Genomic DNA, 24,504 nt, shown 5'->3' on the forward strand with positions numbered 1-24,504 from the left:
GTCCTACTCCGTCGCCGTCAGGCCGAGCGAGGCGGCAAAGGCGGTGAATTTCTTCGCTTCCTCACTGTCGGCGCCAAACACGGCGATACCGCGATGCAGCGCGTCGCGCGCCTGGTCGGCCTTGCCCAGCACAACATAGGAACGAATGAGCCGCATCCATCCTTCCGTGTCGCGCGGTTTTTGCCGCAATTTTTCGTCGAGGCCGGCGACCATGGTTTCGATCATGGCCTGCCTGTCCTGCGGCGCCATCGACGAGGCGGCATCGACGGCTGCGGCGTCGGGGCCTTTGGCGGGCTCTCCTGACGCGACGCTGCGGTTGGCGACCTCGGCCAGTGCCTGTTGGACAGCTCCGCGCCATGGTGAATCCTGCGGCAGGGAATCGAGCATTTTCTGCCACGCCGCGGTTGCCTCGGGTATGCGGCCTTCCTGGGCCAGCGCCATCGCCAAATAGAACGAGGCTTTCGCGTTTGCCGGGTCGAGTTTTAGCGCCTGTTCGAAAGCGGATTGCGCATCGGCCGAAACGATGCCGCCGGCCGCATTGGCAATCGCTTCGCCGAGGCCGGCCTCGCGGGCGGCCGTGTCGCCATCGAGGCGGATGGCATTGCGATAGGCGGTCACGGCATCGGGAAAGCGCTGCAGGCGCAGATAGATCGGGGCGAGCACGTCCCAGCCGCGTCCATCGCCAGGGTTGGCGGCAAGATGGGCCTCGGCGCGCGCCACCAACTCGTCGACCGAACTATCGGCCGGATTCTTGGCCAGCCGTTCGGCGAGCGGCTGCGACGGCAGATCCGGCGAGCCGAGCTGGCTGTACAGGCCCCAGCTGAGCAGCGGGACCACCAGCACCGCTGATGTTGCCATCAACCTGGCCGCCCTCGACGGCTGCCGCGCGCCAGGTGCATCGGCTTGACCGACATTGGCTTGACCAACATCTCCCAGGCGAAGGATGCGGCGGGCGATCTCAGTGCGCGCCTCCTCGGCTTCGGCCGGCTGAATCAGGCCGCGCGCGGCGTCACGCTCAAGCTCGGCCAATTGGTCGCGATAGACTTCGAGATCATGGTCGCTGCTGGTCGGAGCGCCCTTGCCGCCGCTGGTCAGCGGCAGCAGCACCGCCAGGCTTGCGCCCAGCGTGAGGAGTGCGGCTATGACCCAGAACAGCATGGTTCTTCCAATAGAGCGAGAGCCCTGCTCTCACAACATGAGGGTGCTGCGACGCTTTGACGGGATTCCGGCCCCGGCCCAATGTTCAGGTCAGCGGCGTCCAGCTGCCGTCGGCGTTGCGGCATGCGGTGCCCCGCGCGGTCTGGCCGGCCGTGCCGGTAAACACCGTATGGGTGTACTGGCGGCAATCCTGCGAGCCGACGCGGTAGGGCTGGGCCGCGACGACTTCGCCGGAATGAGCCGAACTGTCGCTCTTCCACGTCACCTTCTGGCCGCTCGCCGTATATTCGAGCGCCTTGTATTCCGCCTCGAGCGCCTTGCGCTTCTCGGTGCTGTTCAGGCCGCTGCCGATCGATCCGCCGACGAGCCCGCCGGCCATGGCCGAGATGATCGTCGTCGCGACTTTGGCCCCTGAAGGAGGCGACGCGGGCGGGTTGGTGATGGAGATATCCGGGCCACTGCCCTTGCCCAGCGTTCCGCAGCCGGAAAGAGCGAGCAGTGCGGAAACGAGCGCAACGCGAATCTTCATGCCAACAACCGGTTTTCTTGAACGGGATGCGCTGGGGGCCGCGTCATCGGGGGCGTCAGGACGTCATACTATTGATATTTGTCGGAAATTTGGCCGTTCTTAACGGCTTTTGCGCAATCGAGGGGCCGCCATAACACAGGCATTCGGCCGTGTCGATTGGCCCTGGGCAGTATATCATTGCAAGCTCCGCAAGCGCACAACCGCCTTCAGCCCGCCCATCGCGGAGCGTTCCAGCGCCAGCGCCCCGCCATACTCGTTGACGAGGTCGGCAACGATGGCAAGTCCGAGCCCGGTTCCCGGCTTTGTCTCGTCGAGGCGCCGGCCGCGTTTCAAGACATCGCGGGCCTTGTCCTCGGGGATGCCGGGACCGTCATCCTCGATCGATAGCTCGAACAGGCCGGCTGCGGCCGGCGTGACGGATACGGCAACAGTGCTCTTCGCCCATTTCATCGCATTGTCGAGAAGGTTGCCGAGCAGTTCCTCCAAATCCTCGCGCTCGCCAGCAAAGACGATGTCGGCCGCCAGCAGCGTAAGCGACAGGCTGACATCAGGCTTGAGTTTTTGCAGCACGCGCACCATGCGCTGCACCAGCGGCGTCACCGGCGTGCGGTAGACGACGCTGTCGCGCTGCGCCGCGACCCGTGCCCGCTGCAGGTAGTGGTCGACCTGTTTCTGCATCGACGCCGCCTGGTCGGCGATGAGCTGGCCCTTGGCGCCGCCTAGAGCCCGGCCCTCATTGATCAGCACGGCGAGCGGCGTCTTCAGCGAATGGGCAAGGTTGCCGACCTGCGTACGCGAGCGCTCGACGATGCGCTTGTTGTTTTCGATCAGCGCATTGGTTTCGTTGGCGAGCGGCTCGATCTCGGCGGGAAACCGGCCATCGAGCCGCTGCGCCGTGCCTTCGCGCACCTGGGCAAGCGCGTTGCGAACCCGGCGCAAGGGCTGGAGGCCGAGCAGGATAGCGATCGCATTGATGGCGATCATGCCGACGCCGAACAGGCTGAGATAGGTCAACAGGCGGCCCTGGAAGGTGGCGATCTCGTGCTCGAGCTCGGTCTTGTTGCCCATCACGCGGAAGCGCGCGGCGCGGTTCTTGGCATCGAGGACGAATTCGCTTTCGAACACTTGCAGTTCCTCGTCACCGATGCCGTCGGTGGAATAGCTGCGCTGGAAACTGGAATTGAAAGGCACCTCGGCAACGGTCGGCGACGGGATCGTCGTGGTCATCGAGGACGAATGAAGGTTGCCGTGCACGCCTTCGGAAGCCGGCTCCACCGACCAGTACCAGCCCGAATTCGGCTCCGAGAAGCGCAGGTCGCCAAGGTCGGGAGCGCCGGTGAGCTGGCCGGTTTCGGAAACGCCGACGGAGCCGATCAAATTGAACAGATGCGCCGACAGCAGGCTGTCGAAGCCGCGCTCGCTGGCCTGGCGGTAGAGCGTGGTGATCAGAGTGAAGATGACGATCAGGGTGAGGATCGCCCAGATCGTGGAAAAGCCGATGACGCGGAAGGCCAGCGAGCGAGGCCAGAGCCGCGCCGAAAAAGGCTTCCTTGCTGGTATGGGGAGCGGTTCCGCCTTACGCCTCCGGCTCACGCATGCGATAGCCCATGCCGCGCACGGTTTCGATCATGTCGATGCCCATCTTCTTGCGCAGCCGGCCGACAAAGACCTCGATGGTGTTGGAATCGCGGTCGAAATCCTGGTCGTAGAGATGCTCGACCAGCTCGGTGCGCGACACCACCTCGCCCATATGGTGCATCAGATACGCCAGCAGGCGGAACTCATGCGAGGTCAGCTTCAGCGGCACGCCGTTGACATCGGCCTTGGAGGCCTTGGTGTCGAGGCGCAGCGGCCCGCAAGTGAGCTCGGACGAGGCATGGCCGGCGGCGCGGCGGATCAGCGCCCTCACCCTGGCCAGCACCTCCTCGATGTGGAACGGCTTGGTGACATAGTCGTCGGCGCCGGCATCGATGCCCGACACCTTGTCGCTCCAGCGGTCGCGCGCTGTCAGGATCAGCACCGGCATCTTGCGGCCGTTGCGGCGCCAGCGCTCGACGACGCTGATGCCGTCCATCTGCGGCAGGCCTATGTCGAGCACGACGGCATCGTAGGGCTCGGTGTCGCCGAGGAAATGCCCCTCCTCGCCGTCATAGGAGCGGTCGACCACATAGCCGGCATCGACCAGCGCGTCGGCCAGCTGCCGGTTGAGATCCTTGTCATCTTCGACGACGAGTACGCGCATGATCGGTCAGGCCTGTTGATGTGTCAGATATAGGCCGATTCCGGTGGTCTGGGAAACGAGCCCTGCAAGGGGGAAGATTGGATCAGTTCGCCGGGACGACGATCTCGGAGCGGCGCGGACGCTGGCCGTCCTTGCCCGGCACAAGCACGACGATGACGCAGACCTCCTGGCCGCCACGCGTCGTCTGCGAAGCCTTGGCCAGCGTGCCGCCATTCTGCTCGGCAACCTGCTGGCCGATCGCGTAGCAATCCGCCGCGGCTGCCGGCGTCGCTTGCGACGCCAACAGGCCGGCCGCTGTGAGCGCCAGTATCGCGGTTCTGACATGAGAGCGAAGCGTTTTCATGGTCGGCGTTGTAACGCAACTGTGCTGAACGTGAAATGAACGGTGAACGGGTGAAAATCCATCCCCGCAATACCCCCTGCGCGCGCAACGAATGAATGCGATCCTACCGCCCAGTCCCTCAGACCGGGCAATGGATTCATAACCGGAAAACCGGCTGCGCGGCTATGGTGTTTGCGCGCAGGTTCTCAATTCGCAGCCAGATTGGGAACAGGTCAAGGCGAGACCATTCTGAAGGGACGCCCTAAATAGCGCGGGAAACGCCAAATCATCGGAGTGCGCCATGACGGATAAAGACCTTGCCGACCTTTACCGGGGCTATATCGCTTGCCTGAATGCCCAGGACTGGGCGAAACTTGGAGACTTTGTCGGCGACGAGGTGCAGCACAATGGCGAAATGCTCGGCCTGTCGGGTTATCGCCGTATGCTCGAAGGCGATTTCGAGGCGATTCCCGACCTCCGCTTCAACATCGAACTGCTGGTCTGCCAGCCGCCGCGCGTGGCGGCGCGCCTGCATTTCGACTGTCATCCCAAGGGCGTGCTGTTCGGCCTGCCGGTGAACGGCAAGCGCGTGTCGTTCGCTGAGAATGTTTTCTACGAATTCGGAGAGGGTCGCATCCGCGAGGTGTGGTCAGTCATCGACAAGGCCGAGATCCAGGCGCAGATCTAGGTTGCTTCAATCACTTTGTTCGGTGAGAGCGCGTATCCGCAGCACCCCGTGGTAGAGCGCCAGGTCCTCGTCGTAGCGGGCCTCGGCGAACTCCAGCGACAGGCGGGTCTGGTCGCGCGAGCCGGTGGCGAAAGCGGCGCCGTCAAGGCGCGCCCGGATGCTGTCCATAATCAGACGCGTCTCGGCCTCGCCTTGCGCCTTCGACCAGACATGCAGCGTGATGAGCTGGTCGTCATCATTGTCGGCGCCGGTGTCCAGATCGAATGCGCTGGTCCTGCCATAGGTCACATAAGGGAAGGCGGCACTGTCGGCCGCCTGCTCGCGCAACCCGGCGCCGCCGAGCAGCGCCGTCAGCGAGGCATCGCTCTTCAATCTCATGAACAAGGCTTGCAGCAAATCGCCGGGCGCCGTCATCGTCGTCTCCGTTCGCCTGTCACGCTTTGAACAACCTCAGTTTCGCGCGCAACCTAACCGCGTTGCACGGATTTCGCCAGATGACGATCCGCCTGATGGAAGGCGGCGAATCGGGCGGCATGGCCCTTTCACGGACCGGGTTCTATTTGGCATGCGGGGAGTTTCAAGAAGGGTGTTATGAGGAGCCCTGTTTTCTCCGGCAATTCGAGGTCATTTCATGCGAACGCCACCGCTGCTGCCGGCTTTTGGAAAGCTCTGCGTCAAGCCCCCGGTCGCGATTGCGGCAGCACCCGCCCTGTCGAAGAGCACCGTGGCCCTGCGCATGCGCGAGATACTTTCAATGCATGGCGGCCTGGCCTTGAAGCTGTCGGTGGTGGCCTGGACAATCCTGATCCTGGCGGCGGCATTTTTCATGTCAAAGGCCTGATGCCGATATGACAAACCGCTACGCGTTGCGCATGGACGAGCCCGAGAGCTGGACTATCTTCGACATCTTCACCGGCCAGCCTGTCGAGCTTAAGCAACAGGTAATGGTGGCCATGAATTTGCGCGATGCGGAAGCGATGGCCGACCGCCTGAACAGCCGGGACGTCAAGCGGCGGGCAAAAGCCGACCGCAAGTCCTGACGCACGCTGATCTCAGCCGCTCTGATTGCAAGACGAACGCGCGCTAACCGAAATCCGCGGCTGTGAGCACATATATGCTCTTGCGGGTGCGGGCGTAGGCCTTGCTGGCAATGTCATGGATGGAGCTGGACGCGGTGTCGAAAGCCGCCAGATAGGTGGCTTCCGCGGTCGCCGTCCCTGATGGCGCCTTCGAGAGGGCATCGGCTGCGACAGAGAAGGAAATCTGGAACATGCCGTCGTGGCCGACAAAGCGGATGCGCTTGCCGGCCTCGTCATAGAAGCGACTTGGATTGGGGAATGTCAGGCTCATGACGTGCCCCCCTTCGGCGCGGCGGCGGCTTTCTTGACTGTCGCCCGCTTCTTCTTCGGTGTCGGGTTCAAGGCTTCCGCGACGCGGTCGGCCTCTTCCTTGGCCAGGCGCAATTCCCTGAGCCTTGCTGTCTTGATCTCCCTGGCCCTCGCTTCGGACATGTAGTCGGAGGTTGCCTTGTTGCGCTCGGCCGTCTTCTTCTGCTTGTCCATGAAGCGGGCTTCAGCTTTTTCCATGATGCTCTGATTGCCTTCGGCCATCGCCTAAATCTCCTTCGTGCCTGAAATTGTGAAATCGAACTTACGATATAAATAGTCACTTTTGCCTCGAAATTCAATTTTTTGAAATATCTAGGCGCCTCGCGACGTTTCGAACCCTGCAGACATCATAATACTTTTTAATATTTAATTTTGGCCACGAATAATTTTTGGCACTCCTATCTATCGAGTGCCAACACGCCTATAAGAACGGCGCGGTCGCCTATGCCGGCCCCAGAAAGAAGTTCTCATGAAGTTTCGGCCACTCCACGACCGCGTCGTCATCCGGCGCGCCGAAGGCGATGTCAAATCCAAGGGCGGCATCATCATTCCCGACAATGCCAAGGAAAAGCCGCAGGAAGGCGAAGTCATCGCCGTTGGGCCGGGCGCACGCGACGAAAACGGCGCGCTTGTTCCGCTCGACGTCAAGGCCGGCGACTTCATCCTGTTCGGCAAATGGTCGGGCACCGAGGTCAAGATCGACGGCGAGGACCTGCTGATCATGAAGGAAGCCGACATTATGGGCGTCATCGACAAGAGCGAGACGGCCGCTATCGGCAAGAGCGGGACGGTCGTCACCGAGAAGAGCGTCAAAGCCAAGAAGGCTGCCTGACCGGCCTGGCTTTGCCAGGCTCCGGCGAGCCGCTTGCTTCACCACACCAACGGGATTGAAAAAAATGTCTGCCAAGGAAATCAAATTCGCCACCGACGCGCGCGACCGCATGCTGCGCGGCGTCGAGATCCTCACCAATGCGGTGAAGGTCACGCTCGGCCCCAAGGGCCGCAACGTCATCATCGACAAGGCCTATGGCGCGCCGCGCATCACCAAGGACGGTGTGACGGTGGCCAAGGAAATCGAGCTTGCTGACAAGTTCGAGAACATGGGCGCGCAGATGGTGCGCGAAGTGGCTTCGAAGACCAACGACCTCGCCGGTGACGGCACCACCACCGCCACGGTGCTGGCCGCATCGATCCTGCGCGAAGGCGCCAAGCTGGTTGCCGCGGGCATGAACCCGATGGACCTCAAGCGTGGCATCGACCAGGCTGTCGCCGCCGTGGTCAAGGACATCAAGGCGAAGGCCAAGAAGGTCAAGTCGTCGGCCGAGATCGCGCAGGTCGGCACCATCGCCGCCAATGGCGATGCCAGCGTCGGCGCCATGATCGCCAAGGCGATGGACAAGGTCGGCAATGACGGCGTCATCACCGTCGAGGAGGCCAAGACCGCCGACACCGAACTCGACGTCGTCGAAGGCATGCAGTTCGACCGCGGCTATCTCTCACCCTATTTCGTCACCAATGCCGACAAGATGCGCGTCGAACTGGAAGAGCCTTACGTGCTCATCCACGAGAAGAAGCTCGGCAATCTGCAGGCGATGCTGCCGATCCTCGAAGCAGTGGTGCAGAGCGGCAGGCCGTTGCTGATCATCTCGGAAGACGTCGAAGGCGAAGCACTGGCGACGCTGGTCGTCAACAAGCTGCGCGGCGGCCTCAAGGTCGCGGCCGTCAAGGCGCCGGGCTTCGGCGATCGCCGCAAGGCGATGCTGGAAGACATCGCCGTGCTGACATCGGGCCAGATGATTTCCGAGGATCTCGGCATCAAGCTCGAAAACGTCACCATCGAGATGCTTGGCCGCGCCAAGCGCGTACTGATCGAGAAGGACACCACCACGATCATCGACGGCGCCGGCACCAAGGCGACCATCCAGGCGCGCATCGCGCAGATCAAGGGCCAGATCGAGGAGACCACGTCCGATTACGATAAGGAGAAGCTGCAGGAACGGCTGGCCAAGCTCGCCGGCGGCGTCGCCGTGATCCGCGTCGGCGGCGTCACCGAGTCTGAAGTGAAGGAAAAGAAGGACCGCATCGACGACGCGCTGAATGCGACGCGCGCGGCGGTGGAAGAAGGCATCGTGCCCGGCGGTGGCGTGGCGCTTCTACGCGCCAGATCGGCGCTGGCCGGGCTGACTGGCGCCAATGACGATGTGACGGCAGGCATTTCGATCGTGCTCAGGGCACTCGAAGCGCCGATCCGCCAGATCGCCGAGAATTCCGGTGTCGAAGGCTCGATCGTCGTCGGCAGGCTGTCCGACAGCAAGGACCACAATCAGGGCTTTGATGCCCAGAACGAGGTCTATGTCGACATGATCAAGGCGGGCATCGTCGATCCGGCGAAAGTGGTGCGCACCGCACTGCAGGATGCCGGCTCGATTGCAGCGCTTCTGATCACCGCCGAAGCGATGATCACCGACGTTCCGGCCAAGGATGCGGCGCCTGCGGGCGGCGGTGGCGGCATGGGCGGCTACTGACCATCGCCCGAAAATTGCCCGCCTGGGAATCTGGGCGGGCATAAATCAGAACAGGCTGCCGGGGACATTTCCCCGGCGAGCCAGGAATTTCCGTCAGTCAGTCAAGACCAGTCAGCAACGACAGGGAGATCGACAGATGATCACATTTGCCCCGAAGCCAAACGCTGTATCCGCGACCAAGCCGGCGGAGGAGAGCCGCTTCGATCGCATCCGCCGGATTGCCGCCGACAAGCACAGGCAGGCCGATGCCGGGCCAATTCGCCGCGAGCCGTCGAAGACCGGCGACAAGCGGCCGATGTGACGGCTGCCAACCTCACGACATCGGCAACGCTCCGCCCTCTTCGGTGCGGCGGGCAATGAACTCGTCGAGCACATCGGATGTGGCAACGGCCGACGCCGGCGGCTGGAAGTCGGCCAGCGTCCGCTTCCAGATGCCGGTGGCGCGCTCGGTGGCCGACTTCGAACCGGACTGCGTCCAGCTGCCGAAATTCGACCAGTCGGCGACCAGCGGCTCGTAGAAGGCGGTGCGGTAGCGCGTCATGGTGTGGCCGGCGGAGAAGAAATGCCCGCCCGGCTGGACTTCGGCGATCGCCTCGAAGCCGATCGAATCCTTGTCGCCGGGGGTCGTAGCACAGAGTTCGGCAACCGTCTGCAATGCCTCGATATCGGTGATCAGCTTCTCGTAGGAGACGCTGAGGCCACCCTCCAGCCAGCCCGCGGCATGGATGCAGACGGTGGCGCCGGCAAGCACCGAGCCCCACAGCGCGAACTGCGTCTCGTGCGCCGCCTGCACATCGGAAATGTTGGCCGCACTGCCGCCGCCGGACCGCCAAGGCAGGCCGGTGAAGCGCGCCAGCTGGCCGGCGCCCAGCGTCGCCTTGACGTGCTCGGGCGTGCCGAAGGCCAGTGCGCCGGACTTCATGTCGACATTGGAGGAGAAGGATCCGTAGACCACCGGTGCGCCGGGCCGCACCATCTGCGCCAGCGCGAGACCAGCCAGCGCCTCGGCATGCTGCAGCGTCAATGCGCCGGCGACGGTGATCGGCGCCATGGCGCCGGCCAGGCAGAAGGGCGTGATGACAGAGACCTGGCCGGCCCTGGCGAAGTCGATGATGCCTTGCGCCATCGGGATATCGAGCTGGCGCGGCGAATTGGTGTTGATCACGGTGTAGCAATGGACGCCGGCCAGGAACTCGTCCTGCGAGAGCCCGCGCGCCAGCCTGATCATCTCGAACCCATCCTCGACCTGCGGCGTGCCGCGGGCGAAGACGAAGGGGAACTTGTCCGACAGGGTCAGCTGCGCACGGTTGACGGCATAGTGGCGCAAATGGTTGTCGACATCCTGCGGCTCGATCCAGGGGCCGAGCATATGCAGCACGTCGAAATTCTGAACAAGCTTGGTCAGTTCTTCGAAAGCGGCGAGCGTGCCCGGACGCCGTCCGCGTTCGAGATCGGTGACGTTGGGCGCCCCGGCTCCGGCGAGGAACGTCATCGAGCCGAGTTCGAGCGTGAGGTCGCGGCTGCGATCGCCGGCCAGCGCCCGGATGGATTTTGGCGCCGAGGCCAGTGCGGCGGTGACGATATCGCGGCCGATGCGCACCATCTGGCTGTCCTCGTCGACCATCGCGCCGGAGCGGGCGAAGATGGTGCGCGCCTCCGGCAGCAGCACCTTGATGCCGAGCTCTTCCAGCACGCGCAACGCCGTGTCGTGGATGGCCGCGACCCGGTCGTCCGAAAACACCGGCTGCGGCAGGAACGGGTTCTTGAGCGAGCGATAGTTCGGGTGGCGGCTTGACCCGCTGCCGGCCTCACCGGTGTGCCCGCGCCGGCGCTCGCGCCTGGTCTCCCTTATAATGTCATCGACCATGGCCAAAACTCCTCATTGCCGCATCGCCTGCCCTCGGGGTCGTATGGCGAGGCCGGAATAATTCGCGCCGGCCGCTCGACGCCGACAATGTGCACCCAAAGCGCGGTCCCCTCCCCGGCGAATTCGTCGCCAAGCAACGTCAGCGCGACGCTTTTGCCTATTGTGTAGCCATAGCCGGCTGAGGCGACGAAGCCGACGCGCCGGCCCTTGTGCCAGACTGGCTCGAAGCCACTGGCGTCGGCATCGACGGCGTCGACCTCCAGCGTCACGATCCGGGCGGCGCTCAACAAACCGTGCGGTGTGGCCTGGCTGCCCTTGTGAGCCGGGCTGAAATGGAAGAATAGTCTTCGCCGGGTATGCCCGCCCTGAAATTGCCCGCTTGCGGTTCTCAGGTGGGTGGGGTGAGTTTCGGGAATGGCCAGTCCTTTAGAACGACGTCCAAGACGAAGAGGTCCGATCGCCGCCGCACTGCTGGCGGTGGACGCGTGGATCGATTCCTCGCTCTACGAAATCGGCTTCAAGGCCGGCCAGTTCTGGGAATCGGCGACCATTTTTTCGCGGCGCTTCCGAGTCACCGGCTGGCGACGCGGCATCATCGAGGTGCTGAGCGAAGGTTTTACGATGGGCGCCGGCGGCGTCGTCGTGCTGCTCGCACTCGCGATGCCGGCCTTCCAGATCACCACCGGCGACTGGCGCAGTCAGGGCGATTTCGCCGTCACCTTCCTCGACCGCTACGGCAACGAGATTGGCCAGCGCGGCATCATCCAGCGCGATTCCGTGCCTGTCGACGAGATGCCGGACCATGTCATCAAAGCAGTGCTGGCGACCGAGGACCGGCGCTTCTTCGAGCACTACGGCATCGACGTGCTCGGCCTGTCGCGCGCCATCTTCGAGAATGTGCGGGCCAATTCCGTCGTCCAGGGCGGCTCCAGCATCACCCAGCAGCTGGCCAAGAACCTGTTCCTGTCGAATGAGCGGACCTTCCAGCGCAAGATCAAGGAAGCCTTCCTGTCGCTGTGGCTGGAGGCCAATCTGTCGAAGAAGGAGATCCTGCAGCTTTATCTCGACCGCGCCTATATGGGCGGCGGCACGTTCGGCATCGAGGCGGCGGCGGATTTCTATTTCGGCAAGAGCGTCAAGGATCTGAACCTCGCCGAGGCGGCGATGCTGGCCGGCCTGTTCAAGGCGCCGACCAAATACGCCCCGCACATCAACCTGCCCGCCGCCCGTGCTCGCGCCAATGTGGTGCTGTCGAACCTCGTCGATTCCGGTTTCATGACCGAAGGCCAGGTGCTGCAGGCAAGGCTGCATCCAGCCGAGATCGTCGACCGCGGCGAGCAGAAGAGCCCGGATTATTACCTCGACTGGGCCTTCGATGAGGTCAAGAAAATCGCCAAGCCCGGCCAGCATTCGCTGGTCGCCCACACCACTTTCGACGCCAACATCCAGAAAGCGGCGGAGGAATCCGTCGAATTCCATCTCCGCCAGTTCGGCAAGGAATACAACGTCACCGAGGGCGCCGTTGTAGTGATCGAGACCAATGGCGCGGTACGCGCCATTGTCGGCGGCCGCGACTATGGCGCAAGCCAGTTCAACCGCGCCACCAAGGCGCTGCGCCAGACCGGCTCCTCGTTCAAACCTTACGTCTACGCCACCGCCATGGAGCACGGGTTCACCCCGGACTCCGTCGTCTCAGGCGGGCCGATCAGCTGGGGCGGCTGGTCACCGCACAACTACAATGGCGGCTCGGCCGGCAATGTGACGCTGATCACGGCGATCGCCAAATCGATCAACACCGTGCCGGTACGGCTGGCCAAGGACTATCTCGGCATCGGCCCGATCAAGGCGATGGCCGAATCATTCGGCGTGGAATCGCCGCTGGAGTCGCACAAGACCATGGTGCTCGGCACATCGGGCATGACGGTCATGGACCAGGCGACGGGCTACAGTGTGTTCGCGCAGAACGGCTTCGCCGGCTCGCGGCACGGCATCACGCAACTCGTCACCCGCACCGGCGACGTCGTCTACGACTTTGCCAAGGATGCGCCGGCGCCGCATCGGGTTTTGTCGGAACAGGCTTTGAAATACATGAACACCATGCTGGCTGCGGTGCCGGCGATCGGCACGGCGCGGCGCGCGCAGCTGCCCAACATCGTCGTCGCCGGCAAGACGGGGACGACGCAATCCTACCGCGACGCCTGGTTCGTCGGCTTCACCGGCAATTACACCGCTGCCGTCTGGCTCGGCAATGACGACTTCACCCCGACCCGCAACATGACCGGAGGCACGCTGCCGGCGATGGTGTGGCAGCGGCTGATGGTCTACGCGCACCAGAATATCGACCTGAAGCCGATCCCCGGCCTCGACAAGCCCTTCGTCGACGAAGAGATCGCGGCCAAAGCCGAGGAAGCGGAGAAGAAAAACGCCGATCAGGCAGCCGCCGATGCCGCGGCCGAGCGCCCGGCGGTGTTGTCCAGCCGCACGACACAGACGCTGCGCGAGATGACCAAGGTGTTCCAGGCCGCGCCCGTGCTCGGCTCGCCGCAGACACCGGAGACCCTGTCGGCGCTTTGATTCCACAGCGCTGCTTGCTCTGCGGCCTGCCCCGCTATATCCCCGAACGATAATTCACTCGTCCCGGTTCTTCATGCTCAAGACCGCCTTTTTCACGCTGCTTTCGCTTGCCATAGCCATCGGCCTCGGCGGCGGCAGCGTCTGGTATGCGCTGCAGGCGCAGAGCGGCGTCGGCGCGATCAGCATCGGCGAATGGACCGCCTTTCCCGAGATCGGCACGCAAGATGCCGACCCCTATTCGAAGGCGCGCGTGGCGCGCGAGGGCGTGCTGGCGCTCGGCAAGGCGGAAGGCTTGTCCTTCATCGCCGAACGCGATGCGGCCGGCGATGAGCTTCAGCGGCAATGCGACTACAGGATCGAAGGCAGTTTCCCGACCGCCCGGTTCTGGACGCTCTATGCCGCGGATCAATCGCTCGGCGTGGTCGACACCGGCAAGCCGAGGCTGGCGGCGCTGCAATCCTACCAGGTGCTGCGTCAGCCCGACAATTCGGTGATCATCGCCGTCGGCAACCGTCCGGCCCCCGGCAACTGGCTTCTGACCGAAGGTTTTGGCCGGATGTATTTCGTGCTCACCTTCTACGACACGCCGATTGCCTCAAGCACCGGCCTTTCCGACGTGTCGCTGCCCCGGATCGTCAAGGCTGGCTGCAATGCGTAGGTTGCTGCACGCCATCCTGCTCGGCCTGCTCGGCGCCGGCATCGTTCACATCGTGGTGCTTTTGCTGGTGCCGGAATTTACCGAGCGCGATGCCTGGTCACGGCTGGCGATGGCGTCCGACCTCTACAAGATGACCAGGCTGGATGCCGAGGCGGGCGGCGCGCCGGTGGTGAAGTCGGTGGATCCGCTGTTTTACGCCGCCGCCTGCCGCTTCGACCTTGCCGAAGGCGTGGTGCGGATCAAGGCGCCGGGCAGCGTGCCGTTCTGGTCGGTGTCGGTCTATGACCGCAACGGCCACAATTTCTATTCATTCAATGACCGCACGGCGACCGGCAGCAAGCTGGACACCGTGGTGCTGACGCCGGCACAGATGATCGACGTGCGCAGGGAGCTTCCCGAAGACCTGCAAGGGGCGATCTTCGTCGAGGCGCCGATCGAGGAAGGCATCTTCGTCATCCGCGCCTTCGTGCCTGACGACAGCTGGAAGCCGGTTGTGTCGCAGTTCCTGGACCAGAGCTCCTGCGAACTGCAGGACTACTGACCTCACCCCGACGACCAGCAAATTCAGTGGTGCGGAACAGGCGTCCGTGGTGTGCCCGGCTGGTCCGCCGGTCGCGCCTGGCCCGCCAATGGCGGATGCTCGTAGCGGACGCCGGGAAAAATGATCACCGCCGCCGGCGTACCGGTGTCCTGAACTGCTCGATTGACTGGTGCCGATCGCGGCACGAAAGACAGTACCATGCCCATGGTTCGCGTATTCCTCTCGGTTGCCCCGGAGCACAACGCAACGCCTCCAAATGTGATTAAGGCCGGCAGAGGGTTAACGGAGCGCTAACGGATCGCGGCTAATTTGATGTTTGTTCCAGGCCTTGCGCGAAACCGACACAGTTGCGGTTGAGCATGGCCCGGGTTGTGTCGAGTGTCGGGCGTATCTTCCGTGTCAGCTTCGGATTTCAGGCAAATCGCCATACGGACGGAATCGGGAAAAGCCGAAAGGCTGTTTCGCGCCGCCGTGTCGGCGTTCTGCTCGCTGACCCGCCCGTCGCGCCGCGAGATCGCCCAGCTCGAGGACCTGACGCTGCCGCTGTTCGACAGCGTGCCGGTCGAATCGCGCCGCTATGTCGCCGCCGCCCTGTCCGAATGCGAATATGCGCCGGCCGCCCTGGTGCGGCGGCTTTGCGAGGAGCCGGTCGATGTCTGCGCCCCCTTGCTCGTCCGTTCGCGGGCGCTGGGCGACATCGACCTGATCGCGTTGATCGGCCGCCACGGCCTGCCGCATGCGCGCGCCATTGCCCGCCGCAAGGATTTGAACCCGACCATCGCGCAGTTGATCAAGGCGCTGGAAAAGCCGACCCTGGTGCGCGTGCGGCAGCCCGAGCCGATCGCCGACGTGGCGGGCGCCGACGCCGAAGCCGCTGCCGCCGCTCCCAGCGCACCAAAACTGCCCGGCAGCGCCGCCGAAACCGCCAGGCGCCGCCTGCGCTCGATGATGCTCGCCGAGGGCGAGGCGACATCGGTCAATCCCTTCGCCGGCTCAGCAACTTACAGCAAGCTGCGCGAGACGGCGCTGACCGGCAACGCCGCCTTCTTCCAGACCGCGCTTGCCGACGCGCTCGATATCGACTTCTCGACGGCGCGGTCGCTGACCGAGCATTCGAGCTATGTCTCGCTGCTCGCCGCGCTGCGGGCGCTCGACCTCAGTGAGGACAGGGCATTCCTGATCATGGTCGCGGTTTACCCCCGGGAGTTTCCGCACCCGCAGGCGATCCGCATCTTCCTCGACCGCTACCGGCTGCTGCACCACGAGGCGGCGCTCGACAAGGTGCGCGGCTGGAAGGCCGAAACATTGTCGCGAGCGGTGCGCGGCAACACCCCTGTCGCCGCGAATGGCGACCAAGCGCCGGACGTCGACAAAGCCAGCCTAGGGGCCAGCCTCAAGGCGTCTTGACGGAGAGAAGCTCCTCGACGGAAACCGTTCCGGCCTCGATCTCGACCACCCAGATGTCGGGATCGAATTTTTTCTCCCGCTCAAGCCTGGCGTCAAGCGCGGCGGCATCGTCGCCGGCGCCGAGCAGCGTGAAAAAGCGATCATCCGGTTTGTCCGAATCGTAGCTCGTCTGCGGCGCCGGGCCGAACAGGGAGACGTCGCCCAGCCTGCCGCGGGAGAGCACGAAGACAGCGCCGGCCTCGGTCGCGCCGCGCTTGACGACGGCCGCAAAGCCGCCGGCGCCGAAAACACGGCGCAGCAGGGCCGACACCCAAAACTCGGTGGTTACGCGCATGACGAGGCTCCGGAGGACATGCGCGGCGTCTTAGCCGGATTTTCGTCTATCCGCGAGCGGTCGTCTTGACCACTCAATTGGTCAGGCCGATCTCGCGCATCTTGACGTAGACGACCTCGTCGGGCTCGCCCGTTTCCGGCAGGCCGAACAGCGACTGGAATTCCTTGATCGCCGCCTTGGTGCGGGCGCCGACGACGCCGTCGAGCTGCATGTCGTCATTGCCGAATGCCTTCAGGCCGGCCTGGATCTTGACGATGCGGGCATCGGGCGCCTGGGCGGATACCGGCGCGGAAACCGGGATGGGCGCAGGCGCGGCCTCGGGCGCGGCAACTCGAGCGGCGGCCATATCCACGGGCCTCGGCACAGGATGCGGGATGCCAGCTGTTGTCTGCTTGGCGCCGAGCTGGTCGAGCAGGACGGCGTCGATCTCACCGGAGGCCGGCAGGCCAACTTTCTGCTGGTATGCCTGGATCGCCTTTTGGGTATTCGGCCCGGAAATGCCGTCGACCGTTCCCGTGTAGAAATCGAGATCCTTCAGGATGCCCTGGACCTGCTCGACGGTCGGATCGCTTTTGACCGGAGCCGGGCCGGGCCGCAGGATGTTGATGGTGGTTTCGGGTTCGTCCGCGCCGGGGTGCGGAAAACCCTCGATGCTGCGGGTGGCGAAGAAGGCGCCGGCATGCGGAAACGGCTGGTACCACAGCGCGTTGGCGGAAACGTAGAACAGCGTCACCAGGAAGGCGGTCGAGCCGCCGACCAGGACCGGATTGCGCGAGATCGCGCCGCCCAGCGCAATCGCGCCGGCCTCGAACGCGCCGCTGCGGCGCTTGACCGCCTTAGGCTGTTTTGCGGAGCGAGCCATTCCTGTCCCCTTTCGCGTCGCCTTTCGTCCTGGTCGCGGGCATCGGCAGCACGCCGTTCCTCTCGGTCGCGCTCCTCTTCGGCCCGTTCACCGGCAGGCTGATCGTGACCGTCGTCCCCTCGCCCGGCATGCTTTCGATCGACATCGTGCCGTCGTGCAGCGCCACCAGGCCCTTGACCAGCGACAGGCCGAGCCCGGTGCCCTCGAAGCGGCGCGTATAGTCGTTCTGGATCTGCATGAACGGCTTGCCGAGATTGACAAAATCTTCCTCGGCGATGCCGATGCCGGTGTCCCTGACCCAGAAATGCAGCCGCGAGCCGATCCGCTTGGCGCCGACGACGACATTGCCGCCATCGGGCGTGAACTTGACAGCGTTGGAGACGAGGTTGATCAGGATCTGCTGCACGGCACGACGGTCGGCATTGATCTCCCCGGCGTCCGGCGCAATCTGCGCCTGGAGACCGATGTTCTTGGCATTCGCCTGCAGCTGCATCATCGACTGGCACATCTCGACCGCTTCGATGAAGCGGAACGGTTCGGGCTCGGTCGCGTAGGCGCCGGCCTCGATCCTCGAGACATCAAGGATTGAGGTGACGACGGCAAGCAGATGCTGGCCCGACTCTTTCACCAGGCCGACATACTCCTTCTGGCGCGGGTCCTTGAAGCCGCCGAACATCTCATGCAGCAGCATGTCGGAAAAACCGATGATGGCGTTGAGCGGCGTCCGAAGCTCGTGGCTGACGACCGCCAGGAAGCGGCCCTTCGCCACCTCGGCCGACGCTGCGGCCTCATTGGCGGCAGCAAGCTCGTCGCGCAATCGGGCAGTCTCGTCGTTCTCGCGCAGCAGCAGGGTGAAGGTCTCCTGCTGCCCTTCGGCCCGCACCAGTTCGAGCTGGAATGGCCGGTAATTGTCGGCCGTCGAGGCGCTGCCGTCCTGCGGCAGCCTTACCCGAAGATCGAGCCGGCGCGCCAGGGCGCCATCGCGCATGTCGGCAAGCGCGCTGAGATAAGCGACGCGATCGGACAGGTGGATGCGGTCGAACAGCCCGGCGCCGAAAAGCAGTTCCGGCGGCAGCTTCAGGATGGTGCGCGCCTTGGCCGAGGCATCCAGGACCTCGCCATGCCGGGCGACATGCAGGACAACGGCGTCGATCATGTCTTCAATGCGGTCGTTTGGAAGCAGCGCGGGCTGCGCGCGTGCGGCATCGCCTAGGGCTGCGAGCCGGGGAACCAGCGTCAGGCCCCAGGCGAGCGGCAGCAGCCAGTGCCACGCCGCGACTTGCGCCCCGCCGAGCGGGACGACAGAGGCGACAAAGGGCTGCAGCAGCATTGCGGCCAAGGCCGAGAGGCCGCCCCAAAGTGCCGCGCGCTTTGAACCGCCGATCCACCAGGCCTCGAATGGCAGTGCCAGAGACAGCAGCGCAACCGGCGACGCCAGGCCGCCTGCTGCCGCGACGGCGCCGGCAAGGGCAAGACCGCCGGCGGCAAGGGCAACCTGGGCTGCCAGCGTCATCTTGCCTGACGCCGCCACCAGCAAGGCGGCGAACCAGCAAAGACCGAAGGCGGCGAAAATGGCTGCGACGGTGACGGCGGCGCCCATGCCCGAGGTGACCAGTGTCACCGCCGCACCGGCGGCGAAGAACGGAGCGGCAAGCATGATGCCGATGAACCGGCGCTGGCGCAGGCGATCGCCCTGGCCGATGATGGCCGGATGGACCATGCGTTCGCAACCAGCCGCCAGCGCGCCAGGCAGTTCAATATATCTGGCAGTTGTCAAACTCAACGCACTCGCACCCGGTCGTGACTGCCCCTGCTTTGCAGGTCGCTTTTGCTTGTTTGAAACTCGCATCCAGCGTTTAAGGAATGAATAAGGCTGACCCGAACAACGAGCGCGCTGCGGCAAAAATTGGAGCGCCGGCACCGGAATGCACCGCCATTTGTGGCCATAGTAAACGGAGCGTTATGTGCAAAGGGCGTGCCCGTGGCTGCGAAACCCTGAGCCGGCATGCCTGCTCTTCTGAAGATATCCATGCGCAACAATCGCTTAGATGGTTACTGCAAGGTTAAGAAAATCGCCGGCATTTGAGGCTAATGCACTGCAAAACGCCTCGCTTCGAATTTGCCTAAAATTTGAGGAAAATTTTCGCTGAGCAGGAAAGCCGTCCTTTGCGCCTCATGTGCCATTGTCGCTGATATAAAGAGGTCATTGCGCATGGACGCATGATCCGGTCATTGGACGAGAGGGCAGATCGATGGGCTTTTTGATAAGAATGGCGTTCTGGTTTTCGCTGGTGTTGCTGGCGCTGCCGCTGACCGTCGGCCCCGACGAGGATGGCCGCGAGAGCGTCGGGCCGTTCCAGGCGCTTTTTGCGGCGCGCGAAGCGGTCGGCGACATCGCCGGCATTTGCGAGCGCAAGCCGGACGTCTGCGAAACCGGCAAGTCGGCGATGCATACGATCAGCGCCCGGGCCAAGGAAACCGCCAAGATCGCCGCCGCCATGCTGGACGACAAGAGCGCCGAGACCTCGCCCGATACATCGCTGGCCACCGGCAGCGTCGCCGAGGACATCGTGCTGCCGGCGACAGTCAACATACCTGCCAAGCTGGTGGCGAAGAACTAAACACCGTTTCAGCTGGTATCTACAGCGACACCGCAGGCCGGTCGGACCTCTCGATGCCTGCGGTGCTTTTCTTCTTTTTCCGTGACGCCGCAGCCGCGGATGACTATATCCCGAGCAATGGCCACGACGATCCAGACGATCCGCGACGACTTCTCCCTGCTCGACGAGTGGGAAGACCGCTATCGCTATGTGATCGAGCTCGGCGAAGCGCTGCCGCCATTTCCCGACGCCGAACGCAACGCCGCCAACAAGGTGCCGGGCTGCGTCAGCCAGGTCTGGCTGACCACGAGCCGAGCGCCGGGCGCCGATCCGGTCATCACCTTCACAGGCGATTCAGACGCTCATATCGTACGCGGTCTGGTCGCCATCATGCTGGCGCTGTTTTCGGGACGGACTGCCAGCCAGATCCTTAAAACGGACGCCGAGGCGACGCTGAGGTCGCTTGGCCTCGACGAACATCTGTCGCCACAGCGGGCCAATGGCCTGCGCTCAATGGTCAAGCGCATCAAGCGCGACGCCGAGATGGCTCTCAAGCAGACTGCTTGATTGCTCTATCTTCTCTTCTTTCGACGCAATTCCCAAGAGAAAGCGCTGGGCAGTTTTCCTGGAATTGTTCTAGAAACAAAACGGCGCCGTAAGGGGCGCCGTTGATCTTGTCCATTGGAGCCGGTGTTACCGCCCCTTGCGCTTGCGGCCGAGGCCCATCTTCTTGGCCAGCTGCGAACGGGCAGCGGCATAGTTGGGGGCAACCATCGGATAGCTGGCGTCGAGATTCCACTTCTCGCGGTATTCATCGGGCGTCAGACCGTAATGGGTCATCAGGTGGCGCTTCAGCGACTTGAACTTCTTGCCATCTTCAAGGCAGACGATGTAATCGTCATGAACAGAGCGCTTCGGGTTTACCGCAGGCTTCTGCTTGTCGGCCGGAGGCTGTTCGCTTGCTCCGCCCACGCGCCCGAGAGCGGCATGGACATCAGCGATAAGGTTCGGCAATTCGCCGACCGGCACGGGATTGTTGCTGACATAGGCTGCCACCACATCGGCGGTCAGCTCGATCAGCGCATCGCTATTTCTGGAAGGTGTTTCGACGATATCCATGGTTTAGGCCCCAACGAAGGATGTTTCTGTTTGCGCCCTTTTTGGAAGATCGGGCATGGCGCGAATTTCACGCGGGAAGAGCTTCATGGATTCGCGTCCGGGCATCTTAATGAGCCCACAGACAAAGTAAGTCAATTCGCATCTTGCGCTATATTCAACGATATTCATCGAATAGTCGCTCTTCAGCTTCAATCTTTCGTGCACTCTGTAACTTCGCGATATTTTCTGGTCGGACCAGGACTAGCATGACGTAAGGTCACGCCATCGCTAAATCAGCAGGGACTCATAAAATGGGCAGCGATGCTTCGTCTATGCTTCAAGGTTTGGGCAGCTGATTGTCGGATTCGTACCAAACCGCAAGTTGCAAAGCGTTGGCGAAACACGCCGAAGAAGATATTCGGTCTGACCGGATTCAATACGGCGTGAGATATTTTCCATAGACCCAGCCACTAACAAAACCACCATTTTGCGCCGGGTCGTGCCAAACTTGACACCATTGATAGCGAATTGCCTGTTTCTGTTTCCAGTGCGGCTGGCCGGCGATCTCCAGAAGATTCAAGCCGCCGGTGCACTTGCCGGTCATCTGCAGGATCGTCCCGTTGGGATAGGCGGCCTGCTTCTGCGAGGTGCCGGACGGATATTTGCGAACGTTGAGCGTGTCGCCGAACGGCACGCCAGCCACTTGCCAAGCGGCGAACGCGGTTGCATGAGACTGGCCGGTGAAAGCCAGAACGGTCGAAGCGACGACGGCGAGAGCCGCAGCGGTGTTGATATGGAAATTCATCATCCTCTCCTTTTGGCTCATCTCCCGAGCCCGCCGCAACCAATACATCCCGGCCCTTGAACCCGCGCTGATCGGCGTGTTCATTTGCCATTCAAGTAATTTCTTCAGTGAGACGCAATGACCAAGACCTCAGCTTTTCCGACCGCCAGCCCGCCGAGCCCCGAGAAACACCCCGTCTTCGACACGCATCACGGCATTACCCGCACAGATGACTATGCCTGGCTGAGGGCCGAGAACTGGCAGGCGATGTTCAGGGACCCTTCCCTGCTTGAGGGCCGCATCCGCGCCCATCTCGAAGCCGAAAACGCCTATCAAGCAGTGCTTATGGCCGATACGCTAGAGCTTCGGAAGCAGCTGTTCGGCGAGATGAAGGGGCGCATCAAGGAAGATGATTCGACGGTGCCGATGAAGGATGGCCCCTATGCTTACGGCTCATCCTTCAAGTTTGGCGGCGAACAGCCCCGCTATTTCCGCATGCCGCGCGATGGCGGCGATGAGCAGATCCTGCTCGATGGCGACGCGGAAGCCGAGGGCAAGCCCTATTTCCGCCTCGGCGGCGTCGACCATGCGGCCGATCACCGCAAGCTGTTGTGGGCGTTCGACGACAAGGGCTCTGAATTCTTCACACTTCGCGTGCGCGATCTCACCAGCGGCAAGGAACTGAGCGACCAGATCGAGGCCACCAGTGGTGGCGGCGTCTGGAATGCCGCCGATGACGGTTTCTTCTACACAAGGCTCGACGACAATCATCGTCCGTCCAAGGTGCTGTTCCACGCGCTCGGCGGCAGCCCCCTTAATGACCGGCTGATCTATGAGGAAACCGATCCCGGCTTCTTCATGGATGTCGGCGGCACGCGCTCCAACGAATGGATCATGATCGGGATCAACGATCACGAAACCTCGGAATATCACCTGATGCGCGCCGATGAGCCTTTCGCCGAGCCAAAGCTGGTGGCAAAGCGCGAGACCGGCCTGCAATATGATCTGGAAGAAGGCGGCGACATCTTCTTCATCCTCACCAATGCCGACGGCGCCAAGGACTTCAAGATCATGACGGCGCCGGCTGATGACCCGGTTCGCGCCAACTGGGACGAGCTGGTGGCGCACGAGCAAGGCCGGCTGATCCTGTCGGTGGTCGGCTTCAGGGATCATATGGTCAGGCTCGAACGCAAGGAAGGGCTGCCGCGCATCGTCGTGCGCGATCGCCGCAGCGGCGAGGAGCATCTGATCTCGTTCGACGAAGAGGCGTTCTCGCTCGGCCTGTCGGGGTCCTATGAATACGACACCGAGATCATGCGCTTCACCTATTCGTCGATGACGACCCCGGCGCAGGTCTTCGACTACAATATGCGCAGCCGCGAGCGTGTGCTGCTGAAGACCCAGGAAGTGCCGTCCGGTCACAGTCCGGATCATTATGTCACGCGCCGGCTGATGGCGCCGGCCGCCGATGGCGAACTGGTGCCGGTCTCGCTGCTGCATCACCGCGACACGCCGCTCGATGGCTCCGCACCGTGCCTGCTTTACGGCTACGGCTCTTACGGCATTGCCATCCCGTCGGCGTTCAACACCAACTGGTTCTCGCTGGTCGACCGTGGCTTTGTCTTTGCCATCGCCCATGTCCGCGGCGGCAAGGACAAGGGCTATGGCTGGTATGACGACGGCAAGCGGGCGCACAAGATGAACACGTTCACCGATTTCATCGCCGTCGCGCAGCATCTCGTCGCCGAGCGTTACACCCAACACGACCGCATCGTCGCGCAAGGCGGCTCGGCCGGCGGCATGCTGATGGGTGCGATCGCCAACATGGCGCCGCAAAATTTCGGCGCCATCGTTGCCGAGGTCCCCTTTGTCGACGTGCTGACCACGATGCTCGACGCAAGCTTGCCGCTGACGCCGCCGGAGTGGCCGGAATGGGGCAACCCGATCGCGTCGGCGGAAGATTACCAAACGATCGCCGCCTACTCACCCTATGACAATGTCGCCGATCACGACTACCCGCCGATACTGGCGCTGGCCGGCCTCACCGATCCGCGCGTCACCTATTGGGAGCCGGCCAAATGGGTGGCGCGGCTGCGCGAGCGCAAGAGCGGCGACAATCCGGTGCTGTTCAAGATCAACATGGATTCCGGCCATGCCGGCGCCTCCGGCCGCTTTTCAAGGCTGGAGGAGATCGCCTATACCTACTCCTTCGCGCTCAAGGTTACGGCCAAGCCCGAACCCGAGGTTACGGGCAAGGCTGAGAATGCAACGGAGGCGTCGCAATGATCGATCTATCCACCTTGACGGCTTACATAGCGGTTGTGCTTGGCTTTGTGTTTATTCCAGGCCCAGCCACGCTTTTGACGGTCGCGCGAGCGACGAGTTCCGGAACCAGGGTTGGCGTCGCGACGGGCGCGGGCGTCGCGGCTGGCGATGTGTTCCATACCATCATGGCGATGGTCGGCATTTCGGCGATCATCGCCACTTCGGCAACGCTGTTCAGCGTCGTAAAATACATCGGCGCGGCGTATCTCGTTTACCTCGGCATCCGCGCAATCATCGAGAGAATACCGGCCGACCCTACTGCCGGCGCACTCGCGATCTCCGCCAGCAAGGCGTTTCGTCAAGCTGTCCTGACCGAAGTGCTTAATCCAAAGACGGCGCTTTTCTTCCTCGCCTTCCTGCCCCAGTTCGTGCGGCCTGAAAACGGATCGGTGATGCTCCAGATGATGACGCTGGGCATAATCTTTGTTCTGCTCGGCCTTTTCAGCACAGTCGTCTTTGCCGTGAGTGCGGGCCGGCTCGGCACGTTCCTGCGCCGCAATCCGTCGGTGGTGAAATGGCAAGGCAAGGTGGTTGGCGGCATCTACTGCGCGTTAGGCGTTCGTCTGGCCTTGCAGCAGCGCTGATGTCGAAGCGAAAAGCGC

The 24,504-nt window shown here is 63.2% G+C and carries 29 protein-coding genes; 14 read left to right on the forward strand and 15 right to left on the reverse strand.

Features of this window, described 5'->3' with window-relative positions:
- Positions 1 to 3: 3 nt before the first annotated feature.
- The 5 genes from ccmI to ACYG9Y_RS17755 form a co-directional block, all read right to left on the reverse strand.
- Positions 4 to 1,158: a c-type cytochrome biogenesis protein CcmI gene (ccmI, locus tag ACYG9Y_RS17735; RefSeq protein WP_023738549.1), complete on the reverse strand. Its 1,155-nt coding sequence runs from the start codon at positions 1,156 to 1,158 to the stop codon at positions 4 to 6.
- An 85-nt stretch (positions 1,159 to 1,243) separates the two neighbouring features.
- The gene (locus ACYG9Y_RS17740; protein ID WP_023687241.1) at positions 1,244 to 1,687 is read right to left on the reverse strand and encodes a hypothetical protein; all 444 of its coding nucleotides are present in this window, start codon (positions 1,685 to 1,687) and stop codon (positions 1,244 to 1,246) included.
- Between the two features lie 174 nt (positions 1,688 to 1,861).
- On the reverse strand, positions 1,862 to 3,280 hold the full coding sequence (locus ACYG9Y_RS17745) for an ATP-binding protein (protein WP_023738548.1): 1,419 nt from the start codon (positions 3,278 to 3,280) through the stop codon (positions 1,862 to 1,864).
- Complete coding sequence (locus tag ACYG9Y_RS17750; RefSeq protein ID WP_023670175.1) at positions 3,264 to 3,929, reverse strand: response regulator transcription factor; 666 nt, start codon at positions 3,927 to 3,929, stop codon at positions 3,264 to 3,266. Before ACYG9Y_RS17750 ends, ACYG9Y_RS17745 begins: the two co-directional genes overlap by 17 nt.
- Before the next feature lie 82 nt (positions 3,930 to 4,011).
- On the reverse strand, positions 4,012 to 4,272 hold the full coding sequence (locus tag ACYG9Y_RS17755) for a hypothetical protein (RefSeq protein ID WP_023670174.1): 261 nt from the start codon (positions 4,270 to 4,272) through the stop codon (positions 4,012 to 4,014).
- Between the two features lie 280 nt (positions 4,273 to 4,552).
- Here ACYG9Y_RS17755 and ACYG9Y_RS17760 point away from each other — a divergent pair, with 280 nt between their 5' ends.
- Positions 4,553 to 4,939, forward strand: a complete 387-nt coding sequence (locus ACYG9Y_RS17760; RefSeq protein ID WP_023684533.1) for an ester cyclase — start codon at positions 4,553 to 4,555, stop codon at positions 4,937 to 4,939.
- A 6-nt stretch (positions 4,940 to 4,945) separates the two neighbouring features.
- On the opposite strand, the gene ACYG9Y_RS17765 is transcribed toward ACYG9Y_RS17760, so the two are convergent.
- Positions 4,946 to 5,353 carry a DUF3168 domain-containing protein gene (locus ACYG9Y_RS17765; RefSeq protein ID WP_023670173.1) on the reverse strand — a complete coding sequence of 136 codons (408 nt, stop codon included), beginning with the start codon at positions 5,351 to 5,353 and terminating at the stop codon, positions 4,946 to 4,948.
- Positions 5,354 to 5,570: 217 nt separating this feature from the next.
- On the opposite strand from ACYG9Y_RS17765, the gene ACYG9Y_RS17770 reads away from it, so the two are divergent.
- Together ACYG9Y_RS17770 and ACYG9Y_RS17775 are read left to right on the forward strand one after the other, a co-directional pair.
- Positions 5,571 to 5,780 carry a hypothetical protein gene (locus tag ACYG9Y_RS17770; protein WP_023684534.1) on the forward strand — a complete coding sequence of 70 codons (210 nt, stop codon included), beginning with the start codon at positions 5,571 to 5,573 and terminating at the stop codon, positions 5,778 to 5,780.
- 7 nt (positions 5,781 to 5,787) lie between these two features.
- Entirely contained in the window at positions 5,788 to 5,979 is a 192-nt protein-coding gene (locus ACYG9Y_RS17775; protein WP_023684535.1) for a hypothetical protein, read from the forward strand.
- A gap of 43 nt (positions 5,980 to 6,022) precedes the next feature.
- Here ACYG9Y_RS17775 and ACYG9Y_RS17780 read toward each other — a convergent pair whose 3' ends face one another.
- Both ACYG9Y_RS17780 and ACYG9Y_RS17785 read right to left on the reverse strand, forming a co-directional pair.
- Positions 6,023 to 6,289: a DUF1488 family protein gene (locus tag ACYG9Y_RS17780; RefSeq protein WP_023670170.1), complete on the reverse strand. Its 267-nt coding sequence runs from the start codon at positions 6,287 to 6,289 to the stop codon at positions 6,023 to 6,025.
- The gene (locus tag ACYG9Y_RS17785; RefSeq protein WP_023670169.1) at positions 6,286 to 6,549 is read right to left on the reverse strand and encodes a hypothetical protein; all 264 of its coding nucleotides are present in this window, start codon (positions 6,547 to 6,549) and stop codon (positions 6,286 to 6,288) included. The genes ACYG9Y_RS17780 and ACYG9Y_RS17785 overlap by 4 nt, the downstream gene beginning before the upstream one ends.
- A gap of 247 nt (positions 6,550 to 6,796) precedes the next feature.
- Between ACYG9Y_RS17785 and ACYG9Y_RS17790 the strand changes: the two genes are divergently transcribed.
- The 3 genes from ACYG9Y_RS17790 (at position 6,797) to ACYG9Y_RS17800 (ending at position 9,153) form a co-directional block, all read left to right on the forward strand.
- Positions 6,797 to 7,159 carry a co-chaperone GroES gene (locus ACYG9Y_RS17790; RefSeq protein ID WP_023698577.1) on the forward strand — a complete coding sequence of 121 codons (363 nt, stop codon included), beginning with the start codon at positions 6,797 to 6,799 and terminating at the stop codon, positions 7,157 to 7,159.
- A gap of 64 nt (positions 7,160 to 7,223) precedes the next feature.
- Positions 7,224 to 8,852 (forward strand): chaperonin GroEL, encoded by a 1,629-nt coding sequence (gene groL / locus ACYG9Y_RS17795; RefSeq protein WP_023684537.1) that lies wholly within the window; start codon positions 7,224 to 7,226, stop codon positions 8,850 to 8,852.
- 136 nt (positions 8,853 to 8,988) lie between these two features.
- Complete coding sequence (locus ACYG9Y_RS17800) at positions 8,989 to 9,153, forward strand: hypothetical protein (protein WP_023705441.1); 165 nt, start codon at positions 8,989 to 8,991, stop codon at positions 9,151 to 9,153.
- 12 nt (positions 9,154 to 9,165) lie between these two features.
- Here the strand turns inward: ACYG9Y_RS17800 and ACYG9Y_RS17805 are convergent, their stop codons facing one another.
- Positions 9,166 to 10,719 carry a trimethylamine methyltransferase family protein gene (locus ACYG9Y_RS17805; RefSeq protein ID WP_023738547.1) on the reverse strand — a complete coding sequence of 518 codons (1,554 nt, stop codon included), beginning with the start codon at positions 10,717 to 10,719 and terminating at the stop codon, positions 9,166 to 9,168.
- Positions 10,701 to 11,006: a glycine cleavage T C-terminal barrel domain-containing protein gene (locus tag ACYG9Y_RS17810; protein ID WP_023727644.1), complete on the reverse strand. Its 306-nt coding sequence runs from the start codon at positions 11,004 to 11,006 to the stop codon at positions 10,701 to 10,703. The genes ACYG9Y_RS17805 and ACYG9Y_RS17810 overlap by 19 nt, the downstream gene beginning before the upstream one ends.
- 127 nt (positions 11,007 to 11,133) lie before the next feature.
- Between ACYG9Y_RS17810 and ACYG9Y_RS17815 the strand changes: the two genes are divergently transcribed.
- The 4 genes from ACYG9Y_RS17815 to ACYG9Y_RS17830 all read left to right on the forward strand — a co-directional run bounded on the left by ACYG9Y_RS17815 (position 11,134) and on the right by ACYG9Y_RS17830 (position 15,899).
- The gene (locus ACYG9Y_RS17815; protein ID WP_023684539.1) at positions 11,134 to 13,293 is read left to right on the forward strand and encodes a transglycosylase domain-containing protein; all 2,160 of its coding nucleotides are present in this window, start codon (positions 11,134 to 11,136) and stop codon (positions 13,291 to 13,293) included.
- 73 nt (positions 13,294 to 13,366) lie between these two features.
- A complete protein-coding gene (locus tag ACYG9Y_RS17820; protein WP_023738546.1) occupies positions 13,367 to 13,951 on the forward strand; it encodes a DUF1214 domain-containing protein in 585 nt (194 codons plus the stop codon).
- The gene (locus tag ACYG9Y_RS17825; protein WP_023687234.1) at positions 13,944 to 14,492 is read left to right on the forward strand and encodes a DUF1254 domain-containing protein; all 549 of its coding nucleotides are present in this window, start codon (positions 13,944 to 13,946) and stop codon (positions 14,490 to 14,492) included. Before ACYG9Y_RS17820 ends, ACYG9Y_RS17825 begins: the two co-directional genes overlap by 8 nt.
- Positions 14,493 to 14,888: 396 nt before the next feature.
- Positions 14,889 to 15,899, forward strand: coding sequence for a DUF2336 domain-containing protein (locus tag ACYG9Y_RS17830; RefSeq protein WP_023749364.1), 1,011 nt, complete (start codon positions 14,889 to 14,891; stop codon positions 15,897 to 15,899).
- On the opposite strand, the gene ACYG9Y_RS17835 is transcribed toward ACYG9Y_RS17830, so the two are convergent.
- The 3 genes from ACYG9Y_RS17835 to ACYG9Y_RS17845 all read right to left on the reverse strand — a co-directional run bounded on the left by ACYG9Y_RS17835 (position 15,886) and on the right by ACYG9Y_RS17845 (position 18,815).
- Positions 15,886 to 16,233 (reverse strand): DUF1491 family protein, encoded by a 348-nt coding sequence (locus ACYG9Y_RS17835; RefSeq protein WP_023698568.1) that lies wholly within the window; start codon positions 16,231 to 16,233, stop codon positions 15,886 to 15,888. The two genes, ACYG9Y_RS17830 and ACYG9Y_RS17835, sit on opposite strands and share 14 nt — an antisense overlap.
- Positions 16,234 to 16,306: 73 nt before the next feature.
- Complete coding sequence (locus tag ACYG9Y_RS17840; RefSeq protein ID WP_023670159.1) at positions 16,307 to 17,095, reverse strand: peptidoglycan-binding domain-containing protein; 789 nt, start codon at positions 17,093 to 17,095, stop codon at positions 16,307 to 16,309.
- Positions 17,070 to 18,815, reverse strand: a complete 1,746-nt coding sequence (locus ACYG9Y_RS17845; RefSeq protein ID WP_023738545.1) for an ATP-binding protein — start codon at positions 18,813 to 18,815, stop codon at positions 17,070 to 17,072. The genes ACYG9Y_RS17840 and ACYG9Y_RS17845 overlap by 26 nt, the downstream gene beginning before the upstream one ends.
- Before the next feature lie 532 nt (positions 18,816 to 19,347).
- Between ACYG9Y_RS17845 and ACYG9Y_RS17850 the strand changes: the two genes are divergently transcribed.
- Together ACYG9Y_RS17850 and ACYG9Y_RS17855 are read left to right on the forward strand one after the other, a co-directional pair.
- Positions 19,348 to 19,716 carry a DUF5330 domain-containing protein gene (locus ACYG9Y_RS17850; protein ID WP_023732038.1) on the forward strand — a complete coding sequence of 123 codons (369 nt, stop codon included), beginning with the start codon at positions 19,348 to 19,350 and terminating at the stop codon, positions 19,714 to 19,716.
- A 117-nt stretch (positions 19,717 to 19,833) separates the two neighbouring features.
- Positions 19,834 to 20,262 (forward strand): SufE family protein, encoded by a 429-nt coding sequence (locus ACYG9Y_RS17855; protein ID WP_023738544.1) that lies wholly within the window; start codon positions 19,834 to 19,836, stop codon positions 20,260 to 20,262.
- A 126-nt stretch (positions 20,263 to 20,388) separates the two neighbouring features.
- On the opposite strand, the gene ACYG9Y_RS17860 is transcribed toward ACYG9Y_RS17855, so the two are convergent.
- Positions 20,389 to 20,814, reverse strand: a complete 426-nt coding sequence (locus ACYG9Y_RS17860; RefSeq protein ID WP_023673680.1) for a Ros/MucR family transcriptional regulator — start codon at positions 20,812 to 20,814, stop codon at positions 20,389 to 20,391.
- A gap of 412 nt (positions 20,815 to 21,226) precedes the next feature.
- On the reverse strand, positions 21,227 to 21,601 hold the full coding sequence (locus tag ACYG9Y_RS17865) for an SH3 domain-containing protein (protein WP_023702200.1): 375 nt from the start codon (positions 21,599 to 21,601) through the stop codon (positions 21,227 to 21,229).
- A gap of 114 nt (positions 21,602 to 21,715) precedes the next feature.
- Between ACYG9Y_RS17865 and ACYG9Y_RS17870 the strand changes: the two genes are divergently transcribed.
- Positions 21,716 to 23,863 carry a S9 family peptidase gene (locus ACYG9Y_RS17870; protein ID WP_023738543.1) on the forward strand — a complete coding sequence of 716 codons (2,148 nt, stop codon included), beginning with the start codon at positions 21,716 to 21,718 and terminating at the stop codon, positions 23,861 to 23,863.
- Complete coding sequence (locus ACYG9Y_RS17875; RefSeq protein ID WP_023738542.1) at positions 23,860 to 24,486, forward strand: LysE family translocator; 627 nt, start codon at positions 23,860 to 23,862, stop codon at positions 24,484 to 24,486. The genes ACYG9Y_RS17870 and ACYG9Y_RS17875 overlap by 4 nt, the downstream gene beginning before the upstream one ends.
- Positions 24,487 to 24,504 lie beyond the last annotated feature (18 nt).

It is taken from the genome of Mesorhizobium sp. W050, assembly GCF_054719535.1.